A 21608-nucleotide genomic window follows, 5' to 3' on the forward strand; every position below is an offset into this window, starting at 1 on the left:
TTTCTATCTTAAAAGAAGAGAGAGTTGAGTTTTTTTTAAGGCAATTTTGGTATAATAATCATAACAAGGAGGAGTTTCTGATGATAAAAATCTTATTAGTAGAAGATGACCTAGGTCTGTCAAACTCAGTATTTGACTTTTTGGATGATTTTGCAGATGTCATGCAGGTTTTTGATGGAGAAGAAGGGCTCTACGAAGCTGAAAGTGGCGTTTATGACTTGATTTTGCTTGACCTGATGTTGCCTGAAAAAAATGGTTTCCAAGTCTTGAAAGAGTTGCGAGAAAAAGGAATTACGACACCAGTTCTTATCATGACTGCCAAAGAGAGTTTGGATGACAAGGGACATGGTTTTGAGTTGGGAGCGGATGACTATCTCACCAAACCTTTCTACCTAGAAGAACTCAAAATGCGGATTCAAGCCCTTCTCAAGCGTTCAGGAAAGTTTAACGAAAATACCTTGACCTATGGGGATGTAGTCGTCAATCTTTCAACGAATGAAGTGAAGGTGGAAGACACGCCTGTGGAACTGCTCGGAAAAGAGTTTGAGTTATTGGTTTACTTCCTTCAAAATCAAAATGTTATTCTTCCCAAGACACAAATTTTTGACCGTCTATGGGGATTTGATAGCGATACGACTATTTCCGTTGTAGAAGTCTATGTTTCAAAAGTTCGTAAGAAACTGAAGGGTACAGCCTTTGCTGAAAATCTTCAAACCTTGCGTAGTGTCGGGTATATTTTAAAAGATGTTCAATAAATTAAAAAAAACATGGTATGCGGATGATTTTAGCTATTTCATTCGAAACTTTGGAGTGTTCACCTTGATTTTCTCTGCTATGACCTTGATTATCCTTCAGGTCATGCATTCGAGTCTCTACACCTCTGTAGATGAAAAACTACAAGCCCTTAGTAGTAGTCCCCAAGCGGTTATCCAGTTAGCCCTTAATCGGGCAACTGAAGAGGTCAAGGATATCCAACCCGCAACAGCGGATGCCAGCAAGGCTGAAATCAAGCCCAATGTCAGCTCCAATACGGAAGTCTTGCTCTTTGACAAAGATTTTAACCAACTCTTACTGGGCAATCGCTTTTTAGGTTTGGATAAGATCAAGCTGGACAAGAAAGAGTTGAATCATATTCGGCAAATCCAAGTTTTCAACAGCTATGGTCAGGAAGAAACCTATCGAATGGTCTTGATGGAAACCAACTCTTCCACCGTATCAAGTAATGTCAAATATGCGGCGGTTCTAATCAATACCAGCCAGCTTGAGCAAATCAGCCAAAAACACGAGCATTTAATTGTTGTAGTGATGGCGAGTTTCTGGCTCCTGTCTTTAATTGCCAGTGTTTACCTGGCACGTGTCAGTGTCAAACCGCTACTGGAAAGCATGCAAAAGCAGAAGTCCTTTGTTGAAAATGCGAGTCACGAACTGAGAACGCCTTTGGCCGTTTTACAAAATCGTTTAGAGAATCTCTTTCGAAAACCAGAGGCAACAATCATGGAATCCAGCGAAAGTATCGCTTCCAGTCTTGAAGAGGTTCGCAATATGCGTTTCCTCACGACCAATCTTCTCAACCTTGCACGTCGCGATGATGGAATCAAACCAGAAATAGCAGAAGTTTCTCCACAATTCTTTAAAACAACCTTTGCCAACTATGAGTTGATTGCTTCTGAAAATGATCGTGTTTTCAACTATGAAAATCGAATTTACCGTCCATTCATGACCGATCAGTTGCTCTTAAAACAACTCATGACTATCTTGTTTGATAATGCCATCAAGTATACTGAAGAAGATGGCAAGATTGAGTTTGTAGTTCATGCTACAGATCGCCACCTCTATCTTACAGTGACGGATAATGGAATTGGAATCTCAGCTGCCGATAAGAAGAAAATCTTTGACCGTTTTTATCGTGTAGACAAGGCAAGAACCCGTCAGAAAGGTGGTTTCGGCCTGGGACTATCTTTGGCCAAGCAAATCGTAGATGCCTTAAGAGGAACGATTACCGTAAAAGATAACAAACCTAGAGGAACAATTTTTGAAGTTAAGATTGCCATCCAATCTCCTTCAAAACGAAAGAATAAATAAAAAAGACAGTTATAGAACTGTCTTTTTAGATAACTAGAAAAGAGGTTGGTAGTAGTACCAACCTTTATTTTGAAAGTTTTCGTTTCATTATCTTTCTTTGAAGTTGTAAAAGTGCGAAGCTTGTTGCCATAGCAGCGATAAATGATAAAGCTGTATTTAATTTTAAGGCTAAAAAGATAAAGCTAAAAAGCACCATAAAAATACAGAAACAAGCGATATTTACAAAAAATAAAATCTCTTTTAGGTTAGGGCCGACTGGGGCTTCTGGTGTATAATCTTGATAAAGCGGAGTTTGATTTGATTCGGGAGCTTGTTCAAACTCATAAGCTTCTAGTTTTCTTGCGGACATGATTCTCTCCTTAACAGTACATAACTATTTTATCATTTTTTATGCAGAGAATTATTACAGATTTGTTACAAAACTACTAAAGTCTCTTATCATCTTCTAAGTCGCTCTCTTGACACCTACAAGGGAAAATGGTAGCATGGATGTTACACTTAAAACAGATGACCTAACCTTCTCTATTATAAATATACTGAGAAAGGAAAGGATAACTTATATAAATTGATAGCAAGCTGAGGCTTTTTCCTAAGATAATTTGTTGAGTTGCTACCTGGATACTTTTGAAGAGTATTGGTAGGAGTTGTTTTGAATGGATGATAAGACAGAGATTCTGTCTATTGGACTGGGTGGCTTTTAAACTACCTCTGGGAAAAGTAAAAGGAGATAAGCATGTATCTTGCTATCAAAGAGATATTACGAAACAAACTTCGATATAGTTTGATTCTAACTACCATTTTTCTTATCGCTTTTATGGTCTTTTTTATGACCAGTCTAGCTCTTGGTCTTGTGCGAAACAACCGAGCAGCTATTGATAATTGGAAAGCGACGGGTGTCGTTTTATCCGACTACGCAAATGATAATTTGACGGCATCCTTTATTCCTGAAAAGGACTACAAGGAAAAGAGTTCTGAAGAGGCTGCTCCATTGGGCTATATGTTCGCTGTGACCAATCTAGTCGATGGTAGTGAAAAGATCAACGTTTCCATCTTTGCTCAAGACTGGGACTCTTTTATCTCTCCTAGTTTGACGGAGGGTCGTTATCCTGAAAGAGATGATGAGGTTGTCGTGGATCAGTCTTTTGAGAACTATGGGATGAAGCTAGGTGATGCCATTCAGCTCAATGGAAGCGAGACAAGTTACAAGATTGTAGGCCTGACTCAAGGAAATAAATTTTTCACAGAGCCTGTTGTCTTTACGAGTCTGACAACTTATTGGACCTTACAAGGAACCTTGAAGGCCAATCGTTCCGTCTCTGCCTTGGTATTGAAAAATGACATAGAAGTGTCTGGCGATGGATTGAAACAGATTTCCATTCCAAAAATGATATCGAAAATTCCTGGTTACACACCTCAGGTTAATGTATTTTCAGGAATGATTCTTGCTATGATTGTCATTACAGGCTTGATTGTGGGAATTTTTGTTTATATCATTACCATCCAAAAACTAGGCCTTTATGGAATAATGCGGGCTCAGGGGATACAGATCAAAACCATTGTATGGTCTCTGTTCTGTCAAATCTTCCTCCTAGCTGGTATGGGGATTGCTTTAGCCTTGCTGGCAATCGGAGGAGTGATTTTAGTCTTACCAGCTACCTTCTTTTTCTATCCAAGTTGGATAGCCTACTCTGTCCTAAGCTTGGTAATTTCCTTGATGGCCCTTCTAGGTGGTGTCATTTCACTTCCACGCTTGCTAAAGGTAGACCCGATTACTGCGATTGCAGAATGATAAGGAGAATAGTATGACAGCATTGATTGAAATGAATCAAGTGACAAAAACCTACGGGGAAGGAAAGATGAGAGTCGTAGCCCTGCATGAGACGAATTTTCAGCTAAATGCGGGAGAGTTCGTAGCTATCGTCGGGCCTTCTGGCTCTGGAAAGACGACTTTTCTAACGACTCTAGGACAACTTCAGGGAGCATCGAGTGGAAAAATTTTGGTAAAGGGGAAGGAAACAGGCAGTTTGACGGAGAAGGAAAAAACAGATCTCCGTTTTAGAGAGTTTGGTTTCATTCTCCAGGCTTCAAACTTAATTCCTTTTCTAACGGTCAAGGAACAGCTGGATTTGATAGACAGACTAGATAAGGGAAAAAATAGTAAAAGTGACCGAAAAGAACTCTTTGACTTGTTGGATTTGGAAAAAGTTCAAAATCATTATCCCAAAGCTCTATCGGGTGGCGAACGTCAACGTGCCGCGATTGCTAGAGCGCTCTATAACAATCCAAGCATTGTGCTTGCAGATGAGCCGACAGCCAGTCTAGATACCGAGCGTGCTTACCAAGTAACGGAGATGCTGGCTGCCATTGCCCATGAACAAGGAAGAGGAGTTGTCATGATCACTCATGATACACGCCTTCTTGATAAGGTTGACCGTATTTATGTCATGAATGATGGCCACCTAGTTGAAGAAACACATGCATAAAATAGAGTGAATGGTACAAGTTACTGTTCACTTTTTTGATTGGAAAAGATAGAAACAAGTTTAACTTTTTGTGAAACTCCCAGTACCCATAGCTGATTTTTGAGAAATGTGGTATAATTTTTCTTATGGAAAAGATTATCATTACAGCAACTGCTGAAAGTATTGAACAAGTTGAACAGTTACTCGAAGCCGGCGTAGACCGTATCTATGTTGGTGAGAAAGATTTTGGACTTCGTCTGCCAACAACCTTTAGCTATGAAGAGTTACGCACCATCGCTAAGCTGGTTCATGAAGCAGGCAAGGAATTGATCGTTGCGGTCAATGCCCTTATGCACCAAGACATGATGGACCGTATCAAGCCCTTCCTAGACTTCTTGGAAGAAATTAAGACAGACTACATCACAGTTGGGGATGCAGGTGTCTTTTATGTGGTCAACCGTGATGGCTATTCCTTTAAGACCATCTACGATGCTTCAACCATGGTGACAAGCAGTCGTCAGATTAACTTCTGGGGTCAAAAGGCAGGCGCCTCTGAGGCTGTTTTGGCGCGTGAAATTCCATCTGCTGAACTCTTCAAGATGCCAGAGATTTTGGAAATTCCTGCTGAAGTATTGGTTTATGGAGCTAGTGTCATTCATCATTCTAAGCGTCCGCTCTTGCAAAACTACTATAACTTCACGCACATCGATGATGAAAAGACACGTAAACGTGACCTCTTCTTAGCAGAACCGAGTGACCCTGAGAGCCATTACTCTATCTTTGAAGACAATCATGGGACCCACATTTTTGCAAATAACGACCTTGATTTGATGACCAAATTGACAGAATTGGTGGAGCATGGTTTTACTCACTGGAAGCTAGAGGGGCTCTACACACCTGGTCAGAATTTTGTAGAAATTGCTAAACTCTTTATCCAAGCACGTGGCTTGATCCAAGAGGGCAACTTTAGCCATGACCAAGCCTTCTTGTTAGATGAGGAAGTGCGCAAGTTACACCCTAAAAACCGTTTCCTCGATACAGGATTCTATGATTACGATCCTGATATGGTTAAATAGGACACCAAAACCCGAAATAAAAATGTTCGGGTTTTTCCAGTGTATCCATGAAATAAAAACGGATACATGTTATAATAAAAATAGCTCTTTAATGGAGGTGTTTAAGTGGAGAATCTGAAAAAGATAGCAGGTATCAAGGCTGCTGAGTTTGTCAAGGATGGTATGGTTGTTGGACTCGGTACTGGATCAACTGCTTACTATTTCGTAGAAGAAATCGGTCGTCGGATTAAGGAAGAAGGTTTGCAGATTACTGCTGTAACGACTTCCAGTGTGACCAGTAAACAGGCTGAAGGTCTTAACATCCCGCTCAAGTCGATTGATCAAGTAGACTTTGTCGATGTGACGGTTGACGGGGCGGATGAAGTAGATAGTCAGTCCAACGGGATCAAAGGTGGTGGTGGTGCCCTTCTGATGGAGAAGGTTGTCGCAACGCCCTCAAAAGAATACATTTGGGTGGTCGATGAAAGCAAACTGGTAGAGAAACTAGGTGCTTTTAAATTGCCTGTAGAAGTGGTTCAGTATGGTGCAGAACAGGTCTTTCGTCGGTTTGAGCGAGCTGGCTACAAACCAAGTTTCCGTGAAAAAGACGGCCAACGTTTTGTGACCGATATGCAGAACTTTATCATTGACCTAGCCTTGGATGTCATTGAAGATCCGATTGCCTTCGGACAAGAATTGGACCATGTCGTTGGTGTCGTAGAGCATGGCTTGTTCAACCAAATGGTGGATAAGGTCATCGTAGCGGGACGAGATGGTGTTCAGATTTTAACTTCAAAAAAAGCAAACTAATCAAAAAAATAAGGAGACAGACTATGTCAAAATTTAATCGTATTCACTTGGTGGTACTGGATTCTGTGGGAATCGGTGCTGCACCAGATGCCAATAACTTTGTCAATGCAGGAGTTCCAGACGGAGCTTCTGACACACTGGGACACATTTCCAAAACAGTTGGTTTGAATGTGCCAAACATGGCCAAAATCGGTCTAGGAAATATTCCACGTGAAACTCCTCTAAAGACTGTACCAGCTGAAAGCAATCCAACAGGTTATGCAACAAAATTGGAAGAAGTTTCCCTTGGTAAAGATACCATGACTGGTCACTGGGAAATCATGGGACTCAACATTACCGAGCCTTTCGATACTTTCTGGAACGGATTCCCAGAAGAAATCCTGACAAAAATCGAAGAATTTTCAGGACGTAAGGTCATTCGTGAAGCCAACAAACCTTACTCAGGTACGGCTGTTATCGATGATTTCGGACCACGTCAAATGGAAACTGGAGAGTTGATTATCTATACTTCAGCTGACCCTGTTTTGCAAATTGCTGCCCACGAAGACATCATTCCTTTGGATGAATTGTACCGTATCTGTGAATACGCTCGTTCGATTACCCTTGAGCGTCCTGCCCTTTTAGGTCGTATCATTGCCCGTCCATATGTTGGTGAGCCAGGTAACTTCACTCGTACAGCAAATCGTCGTGACTTGGCCGTTTCTCCATTTGCTCCAACTGTTTTGGATAAATTGAACGAAGCTGGTATCGATACTTACGCTGTTGGTAAAATCAACGATATCTTTAACGGTGCTGGTATCAATCATGACATGGGCCACAACAAGTCAAACAGCCACGGAATTGATACATTATTGAAGACTATGGGACTTGCTGAGTTTGAAAAAGGATTCTCCTTCACAAACTTAGTTGACTTTGATGCCCTTTACGGCCACCGCCGCAATGCTCATGGTTACCGTGATTGCTTGCATGAGTTCGATGAGCGCTTGCCTGAAATTATCGCTGCCATGAGAGAGAACGACCTTCTCTTGATTACTGCGGACCATGGAAATGACCCAACTTATGCAGGAACAGACCATACTCGTGAATATATCCCACTTTTAGCTTACAGCCCTAGCTTTAAGGGAAATGGTGTCATTCCAGTTGGACATTTTGCAGATATCTCAGCAACAGTTGCGGATAACTTTGGTGTTGAAACTGCCATGATTGGTGAAAGTTTCTTAGATAAATTGGTATAAGATGACGCAATATGCTTTACTTGTTCGGGGCATTAATGTCGGTGGGAAAAATAAGGTTGTCATGGCGCAACTTCGTCAAGAACTGACAGAGTTGGGACTGGAAAAGCTTGAGACCTACATCAACAGTGGCAATATTTTCTTTACTTCGACAGACCCCAAAGCCCGATTGGTTGAAAAGTTAGAGGCTTTCTTTGAAGTCCATTATCCATTTATTCAGAGCTTTTCTTTGCTGAGTCAGGAAGATTATGAAGCAGAGCTGGAGAATCTGCCAGATTGGTGGACTAAAGACCTGGCTCGAAAAGATGTCCTCTTCTACACGGAGAGCTTGGATGTGGATCAAGTCATCGAGAAAGTGAACAGTTTGGAACTGAAAGATGAAGTGGTTCATTTTGGAAAACATGGGATTTTCTGGGGGAAATTTTCTGAAGAATCCTACTATGCAACTGCCTATCATAAGCACTTGCTCAAGATGCCTTTTTATCGCAACATCACCATTCGCAATGCAAAAACCTTTGACAAAATCGGTCAAATGCTAAAAAATAATAAAGGAGACACAGAATGACATTTTTAGATAAGATCAAAGAAACAGCTGCTTTCCTGAAAGAAAAAGGAATCCAAGCGCCTGAGTTTGGTTTAATCCTTGGATCAGGACTTGGAGAATTGGCAGAAGAAATCGAAAATCCAGTTGTAGTAGACTATGCAGATATTCCAAACTGGGGTCGTTCGACAGTAGTCGGACACGCTGGTAAATTGGTATATGGAGAACTTGCAGGTCGCAAGGTCTTGGCTCTTCAAGGTCGTTTCCATTTCTACGAAGGAAATCCTCTTGAAGTCGTGACTTTCCCAGTTCGTGTGATGAAAGTCTTGGGTTGCGAAGGTGTCATTGTAACCAATGCTGCTGGTGGTATTGGATTTGGTCCTGGTACCTTGATGGCTATCTCAGACCATATCAATATGACGGGGCAGAACCCATTGATGGGTGAAAACTTGGATGATTTTGGTCCACGTTTCCCAGATATGTCTAAAGCCTACACTCCAGAATATCGTGCTACTGCCCATGAAGTGGCTAAGAAACTTGGTATCAAGCTTGATGAAGGTGTCTATATTGGTGTAACAGGTCCGACTTATGAAACCCCAGCAGAAATTCGCGCCTATAAGACACTGGGAGCAGATGCAGTTGGTATGTCCACTGTTCCTGAAGTTATTGTTGCCGCCCACTCAGGCTTGAAAGTTCTCGGTATTTCATGTATCACGAACCATGCTGCTGGTTTCCAAGAAGAACTCAACCACGAAGAAGTTGTGGAAGTAACAGAACGTGTTAAAGGCGACTTCAAAGGCTTGCTGAAAGCTATTCTTGCTGAATTGTAATCATGTTAATAGAATTGAGGAGTATTTTTCGAAAAATCCCTTATAATTTTAGATTATTCATAGCAGTAATTCTGCAAGGAATAGTTTCGGGTTTATCTGGTATATTTCTCCATTATCTTTTAGAGATGGTGGAGGGGCTAGCTTTTGGTCAGTCAGAGCATCATAGTGGATTTCTGACAGATGGAGTTGCCTCCTCACGGATAGGACTAAGTTTAATAATCGTGGGTCTTAGCTCGTCCTTAGTCTGGTACTTCTTGCAAAAAGGGTCGAAGATTTATTCCATCAAAGCTCAGATGAAGGATGAGACTTCACAATACAAGCTTCATTTTTTAAGACAGCTATTTCATTCAATTTGGCAGATTATTGCAGTTGGAGGGGGAGCGCCTATTGGAAAAGAAGCTGCGCCACGAGAGATTGGAACCCTATTTGCAGGGCCAATTGGAAAAATATGTATACTGTCTATGAAGGATCGCATCTTTCTCCTTGCTTGTGGTGCTGGTGCTGGTTTAGCGGCTGTTTATCAGGTTCCATTAACAAGTGTTTTCTTCGTTTTTGAGACTCTAGGAATTACTTTATCTATCAAGCGATTTGTATTTGTCGGTTTGACTACCTATGTGTCAACCTATACAGCAGGATTGGTTATTTCAGATCATGCTCTCTACCAGATTCCAGCTATTGCATGGTCATTAAAGGAAGTGTGGATTGTCCCTTTATTACTTCTTTTCTTAACCCCCCTAGCTTGGCTTTTTGGTCGTTTAAGTAAAAAAGTGTCTTCAAACAGGATAAAAGATAAACGAATACTTCTCACATTGCCCTCAGCTTTTCTTTTTCTTGTTGGTCTGGCAAGTTACTTTCCACATCTACTTGGCAATGGACGCATGATGGCTCAGGAAATTTTAAATGATAGCAGTGGTCAAACAGTGCTTCTCATGTTTTTCCTAAAAGCAGTGGTCGTTCTTATTATCCTTTGGGCAGGGGCCTATGGTGGTACTCTTACGCCATCTTTTGCCTTGGGGATGGCTGGAGCTGCTCTCTTGGGCATGATTCTAGGTTTGGACAGTCAGCCAACCGTTTTACTTTTGGGATCTGTTTGCTTTTTATCTGTGACCTTGAGGGCGCCCATTTCTGCAACCGGATTAGTTATAGGTTTCACTGGGCTAGGTTTAGATTCTCTTCCGTATCTCTTAGTAACTGCTTTCCTAGCTTATGGTTTTGCAAAGGTGTTAGACCGTTTTCCTTGGGCTAGCATACTGTGTAAGATGTCAAAGAATAAAGTAATTAGGTAGGAAATACCCGTTTCTTCTAATCAAGGATTTATCTTAAAAGATTAAAAATTATTGTTAGTTTATCAATAACTGTTTTAAATAAAAATGTAGTAGGCTTATCGGAGTCATGATTGAATACGATTTTTCCTAGCTATGAAATATAAAAATAAATAAAGAAAGGTAGAGCGAAGTGTTCTAATTTGAACACGAGCGGAAAACTCGGAAAATAGATAATCTGATTGAGAAATCAGGATTTCTCGTCAGATTCCTAATTTTCAGTCGTTTTCTTGTCGCTCTCTAATCATCATAAAATAAAGAAAGGATGGGTAAACCGTATTTGCTGAACTGAATACGGGCGGAGAACTGTGTAAAAAAGATAAACTGTCTAGCATCTGCGATGCTTCGTCAGTTTCCTATTTTTACTTTGTTCTCTGTCGCCCTTTATATCTTAACTATGTCTATCCATATTGCTGCTCAGCAGGGTGAAATTGCTGATAAAATTCTTCTTCCGGGGGATCCTCTTCGTGCTAAGTTTATTGCGGAGAATTTCCTTGAAGATGCTGTTTGTTTTAACGAAGTTCGTAACATGTTTGGCTACACTGGTACTTACAAGGGCCACCGTGTATCTGTCATGGGAACTGGGATGGGGATGCCATCAATCTCTATCTATGCCCGTGAATTGATTGTAGACTACGGAGTGAAGAAATTGATCCGTGTCGGAACTGCTGGTTCCTTGAATGAGGATGTTCACGTTCGTGAATTGGTTTTGGCGCAAGCAGCTGCAACTAACTCAAACATCATCCGAAACGACTGGCCACAGTATGATTTTCCACAAATCGCTAGCTTTGATTTACTAGATAAGGCCTACCATATCGCCAAAGAACTCGGTATGACTACCCACGTTGGGAACGTTTTGTCGTCAGATGTCTTTTACTCAAACTACTTTGAAAAGAACATCGAGCTTGGTAAATGGGGAGTTAAGGCTGTGGAAATGGAAGCAGCAGCTCTTTACTATCTTGCTTCCCAACACCACGTTGATGCTCTTGCAATCATGACCATTTCTGATAGCTTGGTCAATCCAGATGAAGACACTACTGCAGAAGAACGCCAAAATACCTTCACTGATATGATGAAGGTTGGATTGGAAACCTTGATTGCAGAGTAATCAGAGAATAGCTTTTCAATTACATTAGCTACAAGAACTGTTGTAAGTGATTTATTTTCAATATCTTAGCAATGATAAAGAAAGAGTTGAAAATCCAACTATTGATTTTCAACTTTTTTAGAACCCAGCTTAAGGAGAAATGTGATGGATAAAATTGAACAATTACAAGACTTGATAGATCAAAGCCAACGGATTGTTTTCTTTGGAGGGGCAGGAGTGTCAACCGAGTCTAATATCCCAGATTTTCGTAGTTCAGATGGTGTTTATAGTCATCAGTTAGGCCGTCATTTTACGGCAGAGCAACTCGTTTCTCGGACCATGTTTGAGCGCTATCCAGAAGATTTTTTTGACTTTTATAAGAAATACCTGATTTATCCAGAAGCCAAGCCTAATGCTGCTCATACTTATCTAGCTGCTTTGGAAAAGACAGGTAAGCTAAAGGCTGTTGTGACACAAAATATCGATAGTCTTCATGAAATGGCTGGCTCTCAGAAGGTCTTTAAATTGCATGGGAGTGCGGACCGAAATTACTGCCTAGGTTGTCATCGTTTCTATGACTTAACTGCCTTTCTGGCCCTCGAGGGACCTGTTCCCAACTGCTTAGACTGTGGTAAGGTGGTCAAGCCTGACGTGACCTTGTATGAAGAATCACTTGACATGGATGTCTTTAGTCAAGCTGCACAAGCTATTCGGCAAGCAGACTTGCTGATTATTGGTGGGACTTCCTTGGTTGTTTATCCTGCAGCTAGCCTAGTAAACTATTTTTCTGGGACAAATCTGGTCCTTATCAATAAAACCAGTATTCCACAAGACAGCCAAGCTACATTGGTCATTGAAGGCAAGATTGGGGAAGTCTTTTCGAAATTGAGACAATAAAAGAATTTTAGAAGATAGCAACAAAATCTTGTTACTTGAAAGAGAAAACTATCTCATTTATTGGCCAAAATCTCGCTCTTTAAGAGTTACTAAAAACTGGCTGAGAAAATCAAAACACCTTCACTGATATGATGAAAGTCGGCTTGGAAACCTTGATTGCAGAGTGAAATGTAAAAGAAAATCCTGATTTCAAGTTGAATCAGGATTTTTTCATAGATGCGATTTTTTCTGGGTCTGGTGTAACGCGGAGGGTCTTTTGTCCTGTGTAGGTTACAAAGCCAGGTTTTCCACCAGTTGGTTTGTTGAGTTTCTTGACTTCAATCATATCCACTTGAACTAGATTTGACAAACGCCCTTTGGAGAAGTAGGCAGCTAGTTCAGCTGCATCTGTCTTGACTTCATCAGATGGATCAAGATTTCCTGAGATGACGACGTGGCTTCCAGGGATGTCCTTGGCATGGAACCAAAGTTCCTCCTTGCGGGCCATTTTAAAGGTCAACTCTTCATTTTGAAGATTGTTTCGACCGACATAGATGATGGTCTTGCCATCGCTCGCCAGATACTGTTCTGGTTTTTTGCGTTTCTGAATTTTCTCGCGTTGGCGTCTTCTAATGAAGCCTGTTTGGATCAATTCTTCACGGATTTCAGCGATTTCTTCCAGTCCAGCTTGGTTGAGTACGGTTTCGACACTTTCTAGATAAAGAATGGTGGCCTTGGTTTCTTCGATCAACTCAGTCAGGTATTTGACAGCTTCTTTGAGCTTCTGATAGCGTTTAAAGTAGCGTTGAGCATTCTGGCTGGGAGTCAAGGCCTTATCAAGCGCAATGGTGATAGGTTGGTTGGTGTAGTAGTTGTCCAAGGTAACCTGATCTTGGTCATTAGGCACTTGGTGGAGGAAGGTTGTCAGCAATTCCCCTTTTTGGCGAAATTCCTCAGCATTGTCTGTCGCTAGTAACTCTTTTTCTTGTTTTTTTAGCTTATGACGATTTTTTTGAAGTTCATTTTCAACACGGCGAATGAGCTCACTGGCTTGCTGTTTGACGCGATCGCGCTCTGCCTTATCTTTGTAATAGGTATCCAGAAGATCAGAGAGACTGGCAAAAGGCTCTCCCACCTGATTTGCAAAAGGAACTGGGCTGAAAGAAGTCTCCGTTAGGAAAGGCTTGGTTTCTTGCCCGAAGAAGTTTCGGAAAGTAGACAGTTTATCACTGACAAGAATGTTTTCCAATTCATTTGCCGTATCACGTCCTAGACCTTGAAAGAGACTTTGAAGATTTTTTGCTGTTAGTTCCTGTGTTTGCAGGATTTCAAAGAGCTTTTCATCCTTGACGGTAAATGGATTGAGAGACTCGGTGCTTGGTGGAGCGAGATAGGTCGATCCGGGGAGCAAGGTGCGGTAGCTATTTTGTGAAAAGCCAACGTGTTTAATAACTTCGAGGATTCTATGGCTGCTTTTATCCACGAGGAGAATATTACTGTGTTTGCCCATGATTTCGATAATCAAGGTAGCCTGAATATGGTCCCCAATCTCGTTTTTATTGGAAACGGTAATTTCCACAATACGGTCATTTTCGATTTGCTCGATCGACTCAATCAGGGCACCCTGCAAATACTTTCTCAAAACCATGATAAAAGTGGAAGGTTGGGCTGGATTTTCAAAGGTTGTTTGGGTCAGCTGGATGCGACCAAAAACGGGATGAGCAGAGAGGAGCAGGCGATGGCTTTGGCGATTGCTGCGGATTTGCAAGACCAACTCTTGTTCAAAAGGTTGATTGATTTTCTGGATGCGACCATTGACCAACTCTCTTCGCAATTCCTCAATCATGTGGTGTAAAAAAAATCCGTCAAATGACATCGTTCTCTCCTTGTGATTGTATTCCATAGTATTATATCAAAAAGGTAGAATAAAATCATGGAAATATGGTATAATAAAGCCAAGTAAAGAGAATCGAGAAGCACATGTATATTGAAATGGTAGATGAAACTGGTCAAGTTTCACAAGAAATCTTGCACCAAACCCAAGAAATTTTGGAATTTGCAGCCCAAAAAATAGGAAAAGAAGACAAGGAGATGGCAGTTACTTTTGTGACCAATGAGCGTAGTCACGAACTCAACCTCGAGTACCGTGATACAGATCGCCCGACAGATGTCATCAGCCTTGAATATAAACCGGAATTGGACATTACTTTTGACGAGGAAGATTTGCTTGAAAACCCTGAATTAGCAGAAATGATGTCTGAGTTCGATGCCTATATTGGGGAACTTTTCATCTCTATCGATAAAGCGCATGAGCAGGCTGAGGAATACGGTCACAGCTTTGAGCGTGAGATGGGCTTCTTGGCAGTACACGGCTTTTTACACATTAACAGCTACGATCACTACACTCCGGAAGAAGAAGCGGAGATGTTCGGTTTACAAGAAGAAATTTTGACAGCCTATGGACTCACAAGACAATAAACGAAAATGGAAAAATCGTGACCTGATATCCAGTTTAGAATTTGCTCTTACAGGAATTCTGACTGCTTTCAAGGAAGAACGTAATATGCGAAAACATGCAGTGACGGCTCTAGTAGTCATCCTTGCAGGTTTTGTTTTTCAGGTGTCACGAATCGAATGGCTCTTTCTCCTGATGAGCATTTTCTTGGTAGTAGCCTTTGAAATTATTAACTCTGCTATTGAAAATGTGGTGGATCTAGCCAGTCACTATCACTTTTCTATGTTGGCAAAGAAAGCCAAGGATATGGCAGCTGGTGCCGTACTTGTGGTTTCCCTTCTTGCTGCAGTGATTGGTGCACTTATCTTTCTCCCACGCATTTGGGATTTATTATTTTAAACAATAAGAGGAAATTATGACATTTAAATCTGGCTTTGTAGCTATTTTGGGACGTCCCAATGTTGGGAAGTCAACCTTTTTGAATCACGTCATGGGGCAAAAGATTGCCATTATGAGTGACAAGGCGCAGACAACGCGCAATAAAATCATGGGGATTTACACCACGGATAAGGAGCAAATCGTCTTTATCGACACGCCGGGGATTCACAAGCCTAAGACGGCTCTTGGAGATTTTATGGTGGAATCTGCCTACAGTACTCTGCGTGAAGTGGATACTGTTCTATTCATGGTGCCAGCTGATGAGCCACGTGGTAAGGGCGACGATATGATTATCGAGCGTCTGAAGGCTGCCAAGGTTCCAGTTATTTTGGTGGTCAATAAGATTGACAAGGTCCATCCAGACCAGCTTTTGACTCAGATTGATGACTTCCGTAACCAGATGGACTTTAAGGAGATTGTTCCGATCTCAGCCCTTCAGGGAAATAACGTTTCTCGTTTAATTGACATCCTCAGTGAAAATCTAGAGGAAGGTTTCCAGTATTTCCCATCTGATCAAATCACAGATCATCCTGAGCGTTTCTTGGTTTCAGAAATGATTCGTGAGAAAGTCTTGCACCTAACGCGTGAAGAAATCCCTCACTCAGTTGCAGTAGTGGTTGACTCTATGAAGCGTGATGAAGAGACCGACAAGGTTCATATCCGAGCAACCATCATGGTCGAGCGCGATAGCCAAAAAGGCATTATCATCGGAAAAGGTGGCGCCATGCTCAAGAAAATTGGGACCATGGCTCGTCGTGATATCGAACTCATGCTAGGAGACAAGGTCTTCCTAGAAACTTGGGTCAAGGTCAAGAAAAACTGGCGTGATAAAAAGCTAGATTTGGCTGATTTTGGTTATAATGAAAAAGAATACTAAGTAGAGGTGGGCTCATGCCTGCTTCTTGTTTTTACAGAAGGAGGATTTATGCCTGAATTACCAGAGGTTGAAACCGTTCGTCGTGGCTTAGAAAAATTGATTTTGGGAAAGAAGATTTCGAGTGTAGAGATTCGTTATCCCAAGATGGTCAAGACAGATTTGGACGAGTTTCAAAAGGAACTAAATGGCCAAGTAATTGAGTCCATGGGACGTCGTGGAAAATATTTGCTTTTTTACCTAACAGACAAGGTCTTGATTTCCCATCTGCGGATGGAGGGCAAGTATTTTTACTATCCAGACCAGGTTCCTGAACGCAAGCATGCCCATATTTTCATTCGGTTTGAAGATGGAGGCACGCTTGTTTATGAGGATGTACGCAAGTTTGGTACCATGGAACTGTTGACACCCGACCTTTTGGATGTCTACTTTATTTCTAAGAAACTAGGTCCTGAGCCAAGAGAGCAGGACTTTGATTTGCAGGTCTTTCAAGCTGCCCTAGCCAAATCTAAAAAGCCAATCAAATCCCACCTCCTAGACCAAACCTTGGTAGCTGGTCTTGGCAATATCTATGTGGATGAGGTCCTCTGGCGAGCTCAGGTTCATCCAGCTAGACCTTCCCAGACTTTGACGGCAGAAGAAGCGTCAGCTATTCATGACCAGACCATTGCTGTTTTGGGTCAGGCTGTTGAAAACGGGGGCTCAACTATTCGGACCTATACCAATGCCTTTGGGGAAGACGGAACCATGCAGGATTTCCATCAGGTCTATGATAAGACTGGGCAAGCGTGTTCCCGCTGTGGGACAATGATTGAGAAATTCCAGCTCGGTGGAAGGGGCACTCATTTTTGTCCTCAGTGTCAAAGGAGGGGCTGATGGGAAAAATCATCGGAATCACAGGAGGGATTGCTTCTGGTAAGTCAACTGTGACAAATTTCCTAAGAGAGCAAGGTTTTCAAGTGGTCGATGCTGACGCAGTCGTCCACCAACTACAGAAACCTGGTGGTCGTCTTTATCAGCTCTTAGTTCAGCACTTTGGGCAGGAAATTATCCTCGAAAATGGAGAACTCAATCGCCCTCTCCTAGCTAGTCTCATCTTTTCAAACCCTGAAGAACGAGAATGGTCTAAGCAAACCCAAGGAAAGATTATTCGTGAGGAATTGGCTGCACTGAGAGACCAGTTGACTCAGACAGAAACGGTTTTTTTCATGGATATTCCCCTACTTTTTGAACAGGACTACAGTGCTTGGTTTGATGAAACGTGGCTGGTCTATGTGGACCGTGATGTTCAGGTGGAACGTTTCATGAAACGGGATCATCTTTCTAAGGAAGTAGCAGAGTCCCGTTTGGCCGCCCAATGGTCTTTAGAAGAAAAGAAAAAATTGGCGAGCCATATATTAGACAATAATGGCAGTCGTGATCAGCTTGTGGCTCAAGTAGTGAAGTTACTTGAAGGAGGCGATAGCTGTGCAAGAGATTAGTTGGAAAGAGAATCTTCGTGTCGCCTGGTTTGGTAGTTTTCTAACGGGAGCTAGTATTTCCTTGGTCGTCCCTTTCATGCCTATCTTTGTAGAGCAGTTGGGAATTGAAGGGGATCAAGTTGCTTTTTATGCTGGATTAGCCATCTCAGTTTCGGCTGTTTCAGCAGCTCTAGTTTCTCCTATCTGGGGTATTCTTGCTGACAAGTACGGTCGAAAACCCATGATGATTCGAGCAGGTCTTGCCATGACCATTACGATGGGAGGTTTGGCCTTCGTGCCAAATATCTATTGGCTACTCTTTTTGCGCTTGCTCAATGGTGTATTTACTGGATTTGTCCCCAATGCAACAGCCTTGATTGCTAGTCAGGTACCTAAAGATAAGTCTGGAGCGGCTCTGGGGACTTTATCTACAGGTGTAGTTGCGGGAACACTGACGGGCCCCTTTGTTGGAGGCTTTATTGCTGAAATTTTTGGCATTCGTAATGTTTTTTTATTGGTAGGCGCTTTCTTATTTTTAGCTGCAATCCTAACTATTTTCTTTATCAAGGAAGATTTTCAGCCAGTTGCTAAGGAGAAGGCTATCCCAACGAAAGAAGTATTTTCTTCTTTCAAGTATCCTAGGCTCTTAGTAAACCTATTTTTGACGAGCTTTGTCATTCAATTTTCAGCTCAATCAATTGGTCCCATTCTAGCTCTCTATGTGCGGGACTTAGGGCAGTCCGAAAATCTCCTCTTTGTATCAGGATTAATCGTATCCAGCATGGGGTTTTCTAGCATGATGAGTGCTGGAATTCTAGGAAAACTTGGCGATAAGGTAGGGAATCAGAGATTGTTAGTTGCAGCGCAGATTTATTCCGTCATCATTTACCTTCTTTGTGCCCATGCAACCAGCCCCCTTCAACTTGGCTTGTATCGTTTTCTCTTTGGTTTGGGAACGGGAGCTCTCATACCAGGTGTCAATGCGCTTCTTAGCAAAATGACTCCAAAATCAGGTATTTCAAGGATTTTCGCCTTCAACCAAGTCTTTTTTTACCTTGGTGGAGTGATCGGACCTATGGCGGGATCCGCAGTTGCAGGATATTTGGGCTACCATGCTGTCTTTTATGCGACAGCAGCCTGTGTAGCTTTCAGTTGTTTATGTAACTTAGTGCAATTTAGATCATTATTAAAAGTAAAGGAAATCTAGTGCGAGTAAAAATCAATCTCAAGTGCTCCTCTTGTGGCAGCATGAATTATCTAACCAGTAAGAACTCCAAAACCCATCCAGACAAGATTGAGGTGTTAAAATATTGTCCAAAGGAAAGAAAAGTAACTTTACATCTTGAATCTAAGTAGAATTTATGGTAAAATAATAGGGATTTTAAGGAGTTTGATATGTATAACCTATTATTAACCATTTTATTAGTATTATCTGTTGTGATTGTGATTGCGATTTTCATGCAACCAACTAAGAACCAATCCAGCAATGTATTTGATGCCAGCTCAGGTGATTTGTTTGAACGTAGTAAAGCGCGTGGTTTTGAAGCTGTGATGCAACGTTTGACAGGTATTTTAGTCTTTTTCTGGCTAGCCATTGCCTTAGCATTGACAGTATTATCAAGTAGATAAGAAATGGGCGAGACTAGGTCTTAGCCTATTTTTATTTTGAATGATGTTTACTAAAGTTATCATTCAAAAAATTATAAAAATCTAGAAAGAAAACATGAAAGATAAAATTAAAGAATATTTGCAAGAGAAGGGGCGAGTGACGGTAAATGACCTGGCTCAGGCTCTCGGAAAGGATGGGTCCAAGGATTTCCGTGAGTTGATTAAAACCCTGTCTCTGATGGAAAGAAAGCACCAGATTCGATTTGGAGAAGATGGCAGCCTCACCTTGGACCAGAAGAAGAAACATGAAATCACCCTCAAAGGGGTTTTTCATGCCCATAAAAACGGCTTTGGCTTTGTTACTCTAGAAGGGGAAGAGGACGATCTTTTTGTAGGAAAAAACGATGTCAACTATGCCATTGATGGCGATACAGTTGAGGTGGTCATAAAGAAAGTTGCTGACCGCAACAAGGGAACTGCTGCAGAAGCCAAAATTATTGATATCTTAGAACACAGCCTGACAACCGTTGTCGGTCAAATTGTTCTGGATCAGGAAAAGCCCAAGTATGCTGGCTATATTCGTTCCAAAAATCAAAAAATCAGCCAACCGATTTATGTGAAGAAACCGGCTATCAAGTTGGAAGGTACTGAAGTTCTCAAGGTCTTTATTGACAAATACCCAAGTAAGAAACATGATTTCTTTGTCGCTAGTGTGCTAGACGTGGTGGGGCACTCGACTGATGCTGGGATTGACGTTCTTGAAGTCTTGGAATCCATGGATATTGTTTCAGAATTTCCAGAAGCTGTTCTCAAGGAAGCAGAAAGTGTGCCAGAAGCTCCGTCTCAAAAGGATATGGGAGGTCGTCTGGACCTGAGAGATGAAATCACCTTTACCATTGACGGTGCGGATGCCAAGGACTTAGACGACGCAGTACACATCAAGCCTTTAAAGAATGGCAATATCGAACTCGGAGTTCACATCGCAGATGTTTCCTACTATGTGACCGAGGGTTCTGCCCTTGACAAGGAAGCCCTTAACCGCGCGACTTCTGTCTATGTGACAGACCGAGTGGTTCCAATGCTTCCAGAGCGTTTGTCAAATGGCATCTGCTCTCTCAATCCTCAAGTAGATCGCTTGACCCAGTCTGCTATTATGGAAATTGATAAACATGGTCGTGTGGTTAATTACACCATTACCCAAACAGTTATTAAGACGAGCTTCCGTATGACCTATAGCGCTGTTAATGATATCCTAGCTGGCGATGAGGAAAAGAGACGAGAGTTTAAGAAAATTGTTCCAAGTATCGAGCTCATGGCCAAGCTTCATGAAAGGCTAGAAAGCATGCGTGAGAAGCGTGGTGCCCTTAACTTTGATACCAGCGAAGCTAAGATCTTGGTGGATAAAAAAGGCAAGCCTGTGGATATCGTTCTTCGCCAACGTGGTATTGCTGAGCGGATGATTGAGTCCTTCATGTTGATTGCTAATGAAACGGTTGCCGAGCACTTTAGCAAGTTGGATCTACCTTTCATCTATCGAATTCACGAGGAGCCCAAGGCTGAAAAAGTTCAGAAGTTTATTGATTACGCCTCTAGTTTTGGTTTACGAATTTATGGAACTGCCAGTGAGATTAGCCAAGAGGCTCTCCAAGACATCATGCGTGCTGTTGAGGGAGAACCCTATGCGGATGTATTGTCCATGATGCTTCTCCGTTCTATGCAACAGGCTCGCTATTCTGAGCACAATCACGGTCACTATGGACTAGCCGCTAACTATTACACTCACTTCACCAGTCCTATTCGCCGTTATCCAGACCTTCTAGTCCACCGTATGATTCGGGACTATGGTCGTTCTAAGGAAATAGCAGAGCATTTTGAACAAGTGATTCCAGAGATTGCAACCCAGTCTTCCAACCGTGAACGTCGTGCCATCGAGGCTGAGCGTGAAGTCGAAGCCATGAAAAAGGCTGAGTACATGGAAGAATATGTGGGTGAAGAGTACGACGCAGTTGTATCCAGCATCGTCAAATTCGGTCTCTTTGTTGAATTGCCAAATACAGTCGAAGGTTTGATTCACATTACCAATTTGTCTGAATTTTATCATTTCAACGAGCGAGATTTGACTCTCCGTGGAGAGAAATCAGGAACAACCTTCCGTGTGGGACAGCAAATTCGCATTCAAGTTGAAAGAGCCGATAAGATGACGGGAGAGATTGATTTCTCTTATATTCCAAGTGAGTTTGATGTCATCGAAAAAGGCTTGAAACAAGCTGGGCGCAAAGACAGAGGTCATGGTTCAAGTCGTCGTTCAGACAAGAAGGAAGACAAGAGAAAATCAGGACGCTCAAATGATAAGTACAAGCATTCACAAAAAGATAAAAAGAAAAAAGGCAAGAAACCTTTTTACAAAGAAGTAGCTAAGAAAGGAGCCAAGCATGGCAAAGGGCGAGGGAAAGGTCGTCGCACAAAATAAAAAGGC

The 21608-nt window shown here is 41.9% G+C and carries 23 protein-coding genes; 21 read left to right on the plus strand and 2 right to left on the minus strand.

Going from position 1 to position 21608, the window contains the following annotated elements:
* Positions 1-80: 80 nt before the first annotated feature.
* Entirely contained in the window at positions 81-755 is a 675-nt protein-coding gene (gene ciaR / locus GMD4S_RS01870) for a two-component system response regulator CiaR (protein ID WP_000590635.1), read from the plus strand.
* Positions 745-2082, plus strand: a complete 1338-nt coding sequence (locus tag GMD4S_RS01875) for a sensor histidine kinase (RefSeq protein WP_000482349.1) — start codon at positions 745-747, stop codon at positions 2080-2082. The genes ciaR and GMD4S_RS01875 overlap by 11 nt, the downstream gene beginning before the upstream one ends.
* A gap of 64 nt (positions 2083-2146) precedes the next feature.
* Here the strand turns inward: GMD4S_RS01875 and GMD4S_RS01880 are convergent, their stop codons facing one another.
* A complete protein-coding gene (locus GMD4S_RS01880) occupies positions 2147-2431 on the minus strand; it encodes a DUF3270 domain-containing protein (protein WP_001276165.1) in 285 nt (94 codons plus the stop codon).
* Between the two features lie 384 nt (positions 2432-2815).
* Here GMD4S_RS01880 and GMD4S_RS01885 point away from each other — a divergent pair, with 384 nt between their 5' ends.
* The 10 genes from GMD4S_RS01885 to GMD4S_RS01930 all read left to right on the plus strand — a co-directional run bounded on the left by GMD4S_RS01885 (position 2816) and on the right by GMD4S_RS01930 (position 12318).
* Positions 2816-3871: an ABC transporter permease gene (locus GMD4S_RS01885; protein ID WP_000280270.1), complete on the plus strand. Its 1056-nt coding sequence runs from the start codon at positions 2816-2818 to the stop codon at positions 3869-3871.
* A 13-nt stretch (positions 3872-3884) separates the two neighbouring features.
* Positions 3885-4565 carry an ABC transporter ATP-binding protein gene (locus GMD4S_RS01890; RefSeq protein ID WP_000125733.1) on the plus strand — a complete coding sequence of 227 codons (681 nt, stop codon included), beginning with the start codon at positions 3885-3887 and terminating at the stop codon, positions 4563-4565.
* 125 nt (positions 4566-4690) lie between these two features.
* Positions 4691-5620 carry a peptidase U32 family protein gene (locus GMD4S_RS01895; protein ID WP_000411181.1) on the plus strand — a complete coding sequence of 310 codons (930 nt, stop codon included), beginning with the start codon at positions 4691-4693 and terminating at the stop codon, positions 5618-5620.
* A 105-nt stretch (positions 5621-5725) separates the two neighbouring features.
* Positions 5726-6409: a ribose-5-phosphate isomerase RpiA gene (rpiA, locus tag GMD4S_RS01900; RefSeq protein WP_000429254.1), complete on the plus strand. Its 684-nt coding sequence runs from the start codon at positions 5726-5728 to the stop codon at positions 6407-6409.
* A gap of 23 nt (positions 6410-6432) precedes the next feature.
* Positions 6433-7644 (plus strand): phosphopentomutase, encoded by a 1212-nt coding sequence (locus GMD4S_RS01905; protein WP_000033119.1) that lies wholly within the window; start codon positions 6433-6435, stop codon positions 7642-7644.
* Position 7645: 1 nt separating this feature from the next.
* Complete coding sequence (locus GMD4S_RS01910) at positions 7646-8206, plus strand: DUF1697 domain-containing protein (protein WP_000195703.1); 561 nt, start codon at positions 7646-7648, stop codon at positions 8204-8206.
* Positions 8203-9012: a purine-nucleoside phosphorylase gene (locus GMD4S_RS01915; RefSeq protein ID WP_000143361.1), complete on the plus strand. Its 810-nt coding sequence runs from the start codon at positions 8203-8205 to the stop codon at positions 9010-9012. Before GMD4S_RS01910 ends, GMD4S_RS01915 begins: the two co-directional genes overlap by 4 nt.
* A 2-nt stretch (positions 9013-9014) precedes the next feature.
* Complete coding sequence (locus tag GMD4S_RS01920; RefSeq protein WP_000904385.1) at positions 9015-10298, plus strand: chloride channel protein; 1284 nt, start codon at positions 9015-9017, stop codon at positions 10296-10298.
* A 433-nt stretch (positions 10299-10731) separates the two neighbouring features.
* Positions 10732-11442, plus strand: coding sequence for a purine-nucleoside phosphorylase (gene deoD / locus GMD4S_RS01925; RefSeq protein ID WP_008276062.1), 711 nt, complete (start codon positions 10732-10734; stop codon positions 11440-11442).
* A 144-nt stretch (positions 11443-11586) separates the two neighbouring features.
* Positions 11587-12318, plus strand: coding sequence for an NAD-dependent protein deacylase (locus GMD4S_RS01930; protein WP_000357682.1), 732 nt, complete (start codon positions 11587-11589; stop codon positions 12316-12318).
* Positions 12319-12517: 199 nt separating this feature from the next.
* On the opposite strand, the gene pavA is transcribed toward GMD4S_RS01930, so the two are convergent.
* Entirely contained in the window at positions 12518-14173 is a 1656-nt protein-coding gene (gene pavA, locus GMD4S_RS01935; protein WP_000006735.1) for an Rqc2 family fibronectin-binding protein PavA, read from the minus strand.
* A gap of 104 nt (positions 14174-14277) precedes the next feature.
* On the opposite strand from pavA, the gene ybeY reads away from it, so the two are divergent.
* The 9 genes from ybeY (at position 14278) to rnr (ending at position 21602) form a co-directional block, all read left to right on the plus strand.
* Entirely contained in the window at positions 14278-14775 is a 498-nt protein-coding gene (gene ybeY, locus GMD4S_RS01940; RefSeq protein ID WP_000275166.1) for an rRNA maturation RNase YbeY, read from the plus strand.
* On the plus strand, positions 14756-15151 hold the full coding sequence (locus GMD4S_RS01945; protein WP_000378172.1) for a diacylglycerol kinase family protein: 396 nt from the start codon (positions 14756-14758) through the stop codon (positions 15149-15151). Before ybeY ends, GMD4S_RS01945 begins: the two co-directional genes overlap by 20 nt.
* A gap of 16 nt (positions 15152-15167) precedes the next feature.
* Entirely contained in the window at positions 15168-16067 is a 900-nt protein-coding gene (gene era / locus GMD4S_RS01950) for a GTPase Era (RefSeq protein WP_000143282.1), read from the plus strand.
* 48 nt (positions 16068-16115) lie between these two features.
* Complete coding sequence (gene mutM, locus GMD4S_RS01955) at positions 16116-16940, plus strand: DNA-formamidopyrimidine glycosylase (protein WP_001114630.1); 825 nt, start codon at positions 16116-16118, stop codon at positions 16938-16940.
* Positions 16940-17545, plus strand: a complete 606-nt coding sequence (gene coaE, locus GMD4S_RS01960; protein WP_000516171.1) for a dephospho-CoA kinase — start codon at positions 16940-16942, stop codon at positions 17543-17545. Before mutM ends, coaE begins: the two co-directional genes overlap by 1 nt.
* A complete protein-coding gene (locus tag GMD4S_RS01965) occupies positions 17532-18731 on the plus strand; it encodes a multidrug efflux MFS transporter (protein WP_001156299.1) in 1200 nt (399 codons plus the stop codon). The genes coaE and GMD4S_RS01965 overlap by 14 nt, the downstream gene beginning before the upstream one ends.
* Positions 18731-18880 carry a 50S ribosomal protein L33 gene (gene rpmG / locus GMD4S_RS01970; protein ID WP_007519517.1) on the plus strand — a complete coding sequence of 50 codons (150 nt, stop codon included), beginning with the start codon at positions 18731-18733 and terminating at the stop codon, positions 18878-18880. Before GMD4S_RS01965 ends, rpmG begins: the two co-directional genes overlap by 1 nt.
* 39 nt (positions 18881-18919) lie before the next feature.
* Complete coding sequence (secG, locus tag GMD4S_RS01975; protein WP_000282517.1) at positions 18920-19153, plus strand: preprotein translocase subunit SecG; 234 nt, start codon at positions 18920-18922, stop codon at positions 19151-19153.
* 94 nt (positions 19154-19247) lie between these two features.
* Positions 19248-21602: a ribonuclease R gene (gene rnr, locus GMD4S_RS01980; RefSeq protein WP_000653281.1), complete on the plus strand. Its 2355-nt coding sequence runs from the start codon at positions 19248-19250 to the stop codon at positions 21600-21602.
* Positions 21603-21608: the final 6 nt, after the last annotated feature.

It is taken from the genome of Streptococcus sp. GMD4S (assembly GCF_000296955.1).

Bases quoted from the DNA above. Each gene is read 5' to 3' on its own strand.
- ciaR (WP_000590635.1), top strand. From the start codon at position 81: ATGATAAAAATCTTATTAGTAGAAGATGACCTAGGTCTGTCAAACTCA.
- GMD4S_RS01875 (WP_000482349.1), top strand. From the start codon at position 745: ATGTTCAATAAATTAAAAAAAACATGGTATGCGGATGATTTTAGCTAT.
- GMD4S_RS01880 (WP_001276165.1), bottom strand. From the start codon at position 2,431: ATGTCCGCAAGAAAACTAGAAGCTTATGAGTTTGAACAAGCTCCCGAA.
- GMD4S_RS01885 (WP_000280270.1), top strand. From the start codon at position 2,816: ATGTATCTTGCTATCAAAGAGATATTACGAAACAAACTTCGATATAGT.
- GMD4S_RS01890 (WP_000125733.1), top strand. From the start codon at position 3,885: ATGACAGCATTGATTGAAATGAATCAAGTGACAAAAACCTACGGGGAA.
- GMD4S_RS01895 (WP_000411181.1), top strand. From the start codon at position 4,691: ATGGAAAAGATTATCATTACAGCAACTGCTGAAAGTATTGAACAAGTT.
- GMD4S_RS01905 (WP_000033119.1), top strand. From the start codon at position 6,433: ATGTCAAAATTTAATCGTATTCACTTGGTGGTACTGGATTCTGTGGGA.
- GMD4S_RS01910 (WP_000195703.1), top strand. From the start codon at position 7,646: ATGACGCAATATGCTTTACTTGTTCGGGGCATTAATGTCGGTGGGAAA.
- GMD4S_RS01915 (WP_000143361.1), top strand. From the start codon at position 8,203: ATGACATTTTTAGATAAGATCAAAGAAACAGCTGCTTTCCTGAAAGAA.
- GMD4S_RS01920 (WP_000904385.1), top strand. From the start codon at position 9,015: ATGTTAATAGAATTGAGGAGTATTTTTCGAAAAATCCCTTATAATTTT.
- deoD (WP_008276062.1), top strand. From the start codon at position 10,732: ATGTCTATCCATATTGCTGCTCAGCAGGGTGAAATTGCTGATAAAATT.
- GMD4S_RS01930 (WP_000357682.1), top strand. From the start codon at position 11,587: ATGGATAAAATTGAACAATTACAAGACTTGATAGATCAAAGCCAACGG.
- pavA (WP_000006735.1), bottom strand. From the start codon at position 14,173: ATGTCATTTGACGGATTTTTTTTACACCACATGATTGAGGAATTGCGA.
- ybeY (WP_000275166.1), top strand. From the start codon at position 14,278: ATGTATATTGAAATGGTAGATGAAACTGGTCAAGTTTCACAAGAAATC.
- GMD4S_RS01945 (WP_000378172.1), top strand. From the start codon at position 14,756: ATGGACTCACAAGACAATAAACGAAAATGGAAAAATCGTGACCTGATA.
- era (WP_000143282.1), top strand. From the start codon at position 15,168: ATGACATTTAAATCTGGCTTTGTAGCTATTTTGGGACGTCCCAATGTT.
- mutM (WP_001114630.1), top strand. From the start codon at position 16,116: ATGCCTGAATTACCAGAGGTTGAAACCGTTCGTCGTGGCTTAGAAAAA.
- coaE (WP_000516171.1), top strand. From the start codon at position 16,940: ATGGGAAAAATCATCGGAATCACAGGAGGGATTGCTTCTGGTAAGTCA.
- secG (WP_000282517.1), top strand. From the start codon at position 18,920: ATGTATAACCTATTATTAACCATTTTATTAGTATTATCTGTTGTGATT.
- rnr (WP_000653281.1), top strand. From the start codon at position 19,248: ATGAAAGATAAAATTAAAGAATATTTGCAAGAGAAGGGGCGAGTGACG.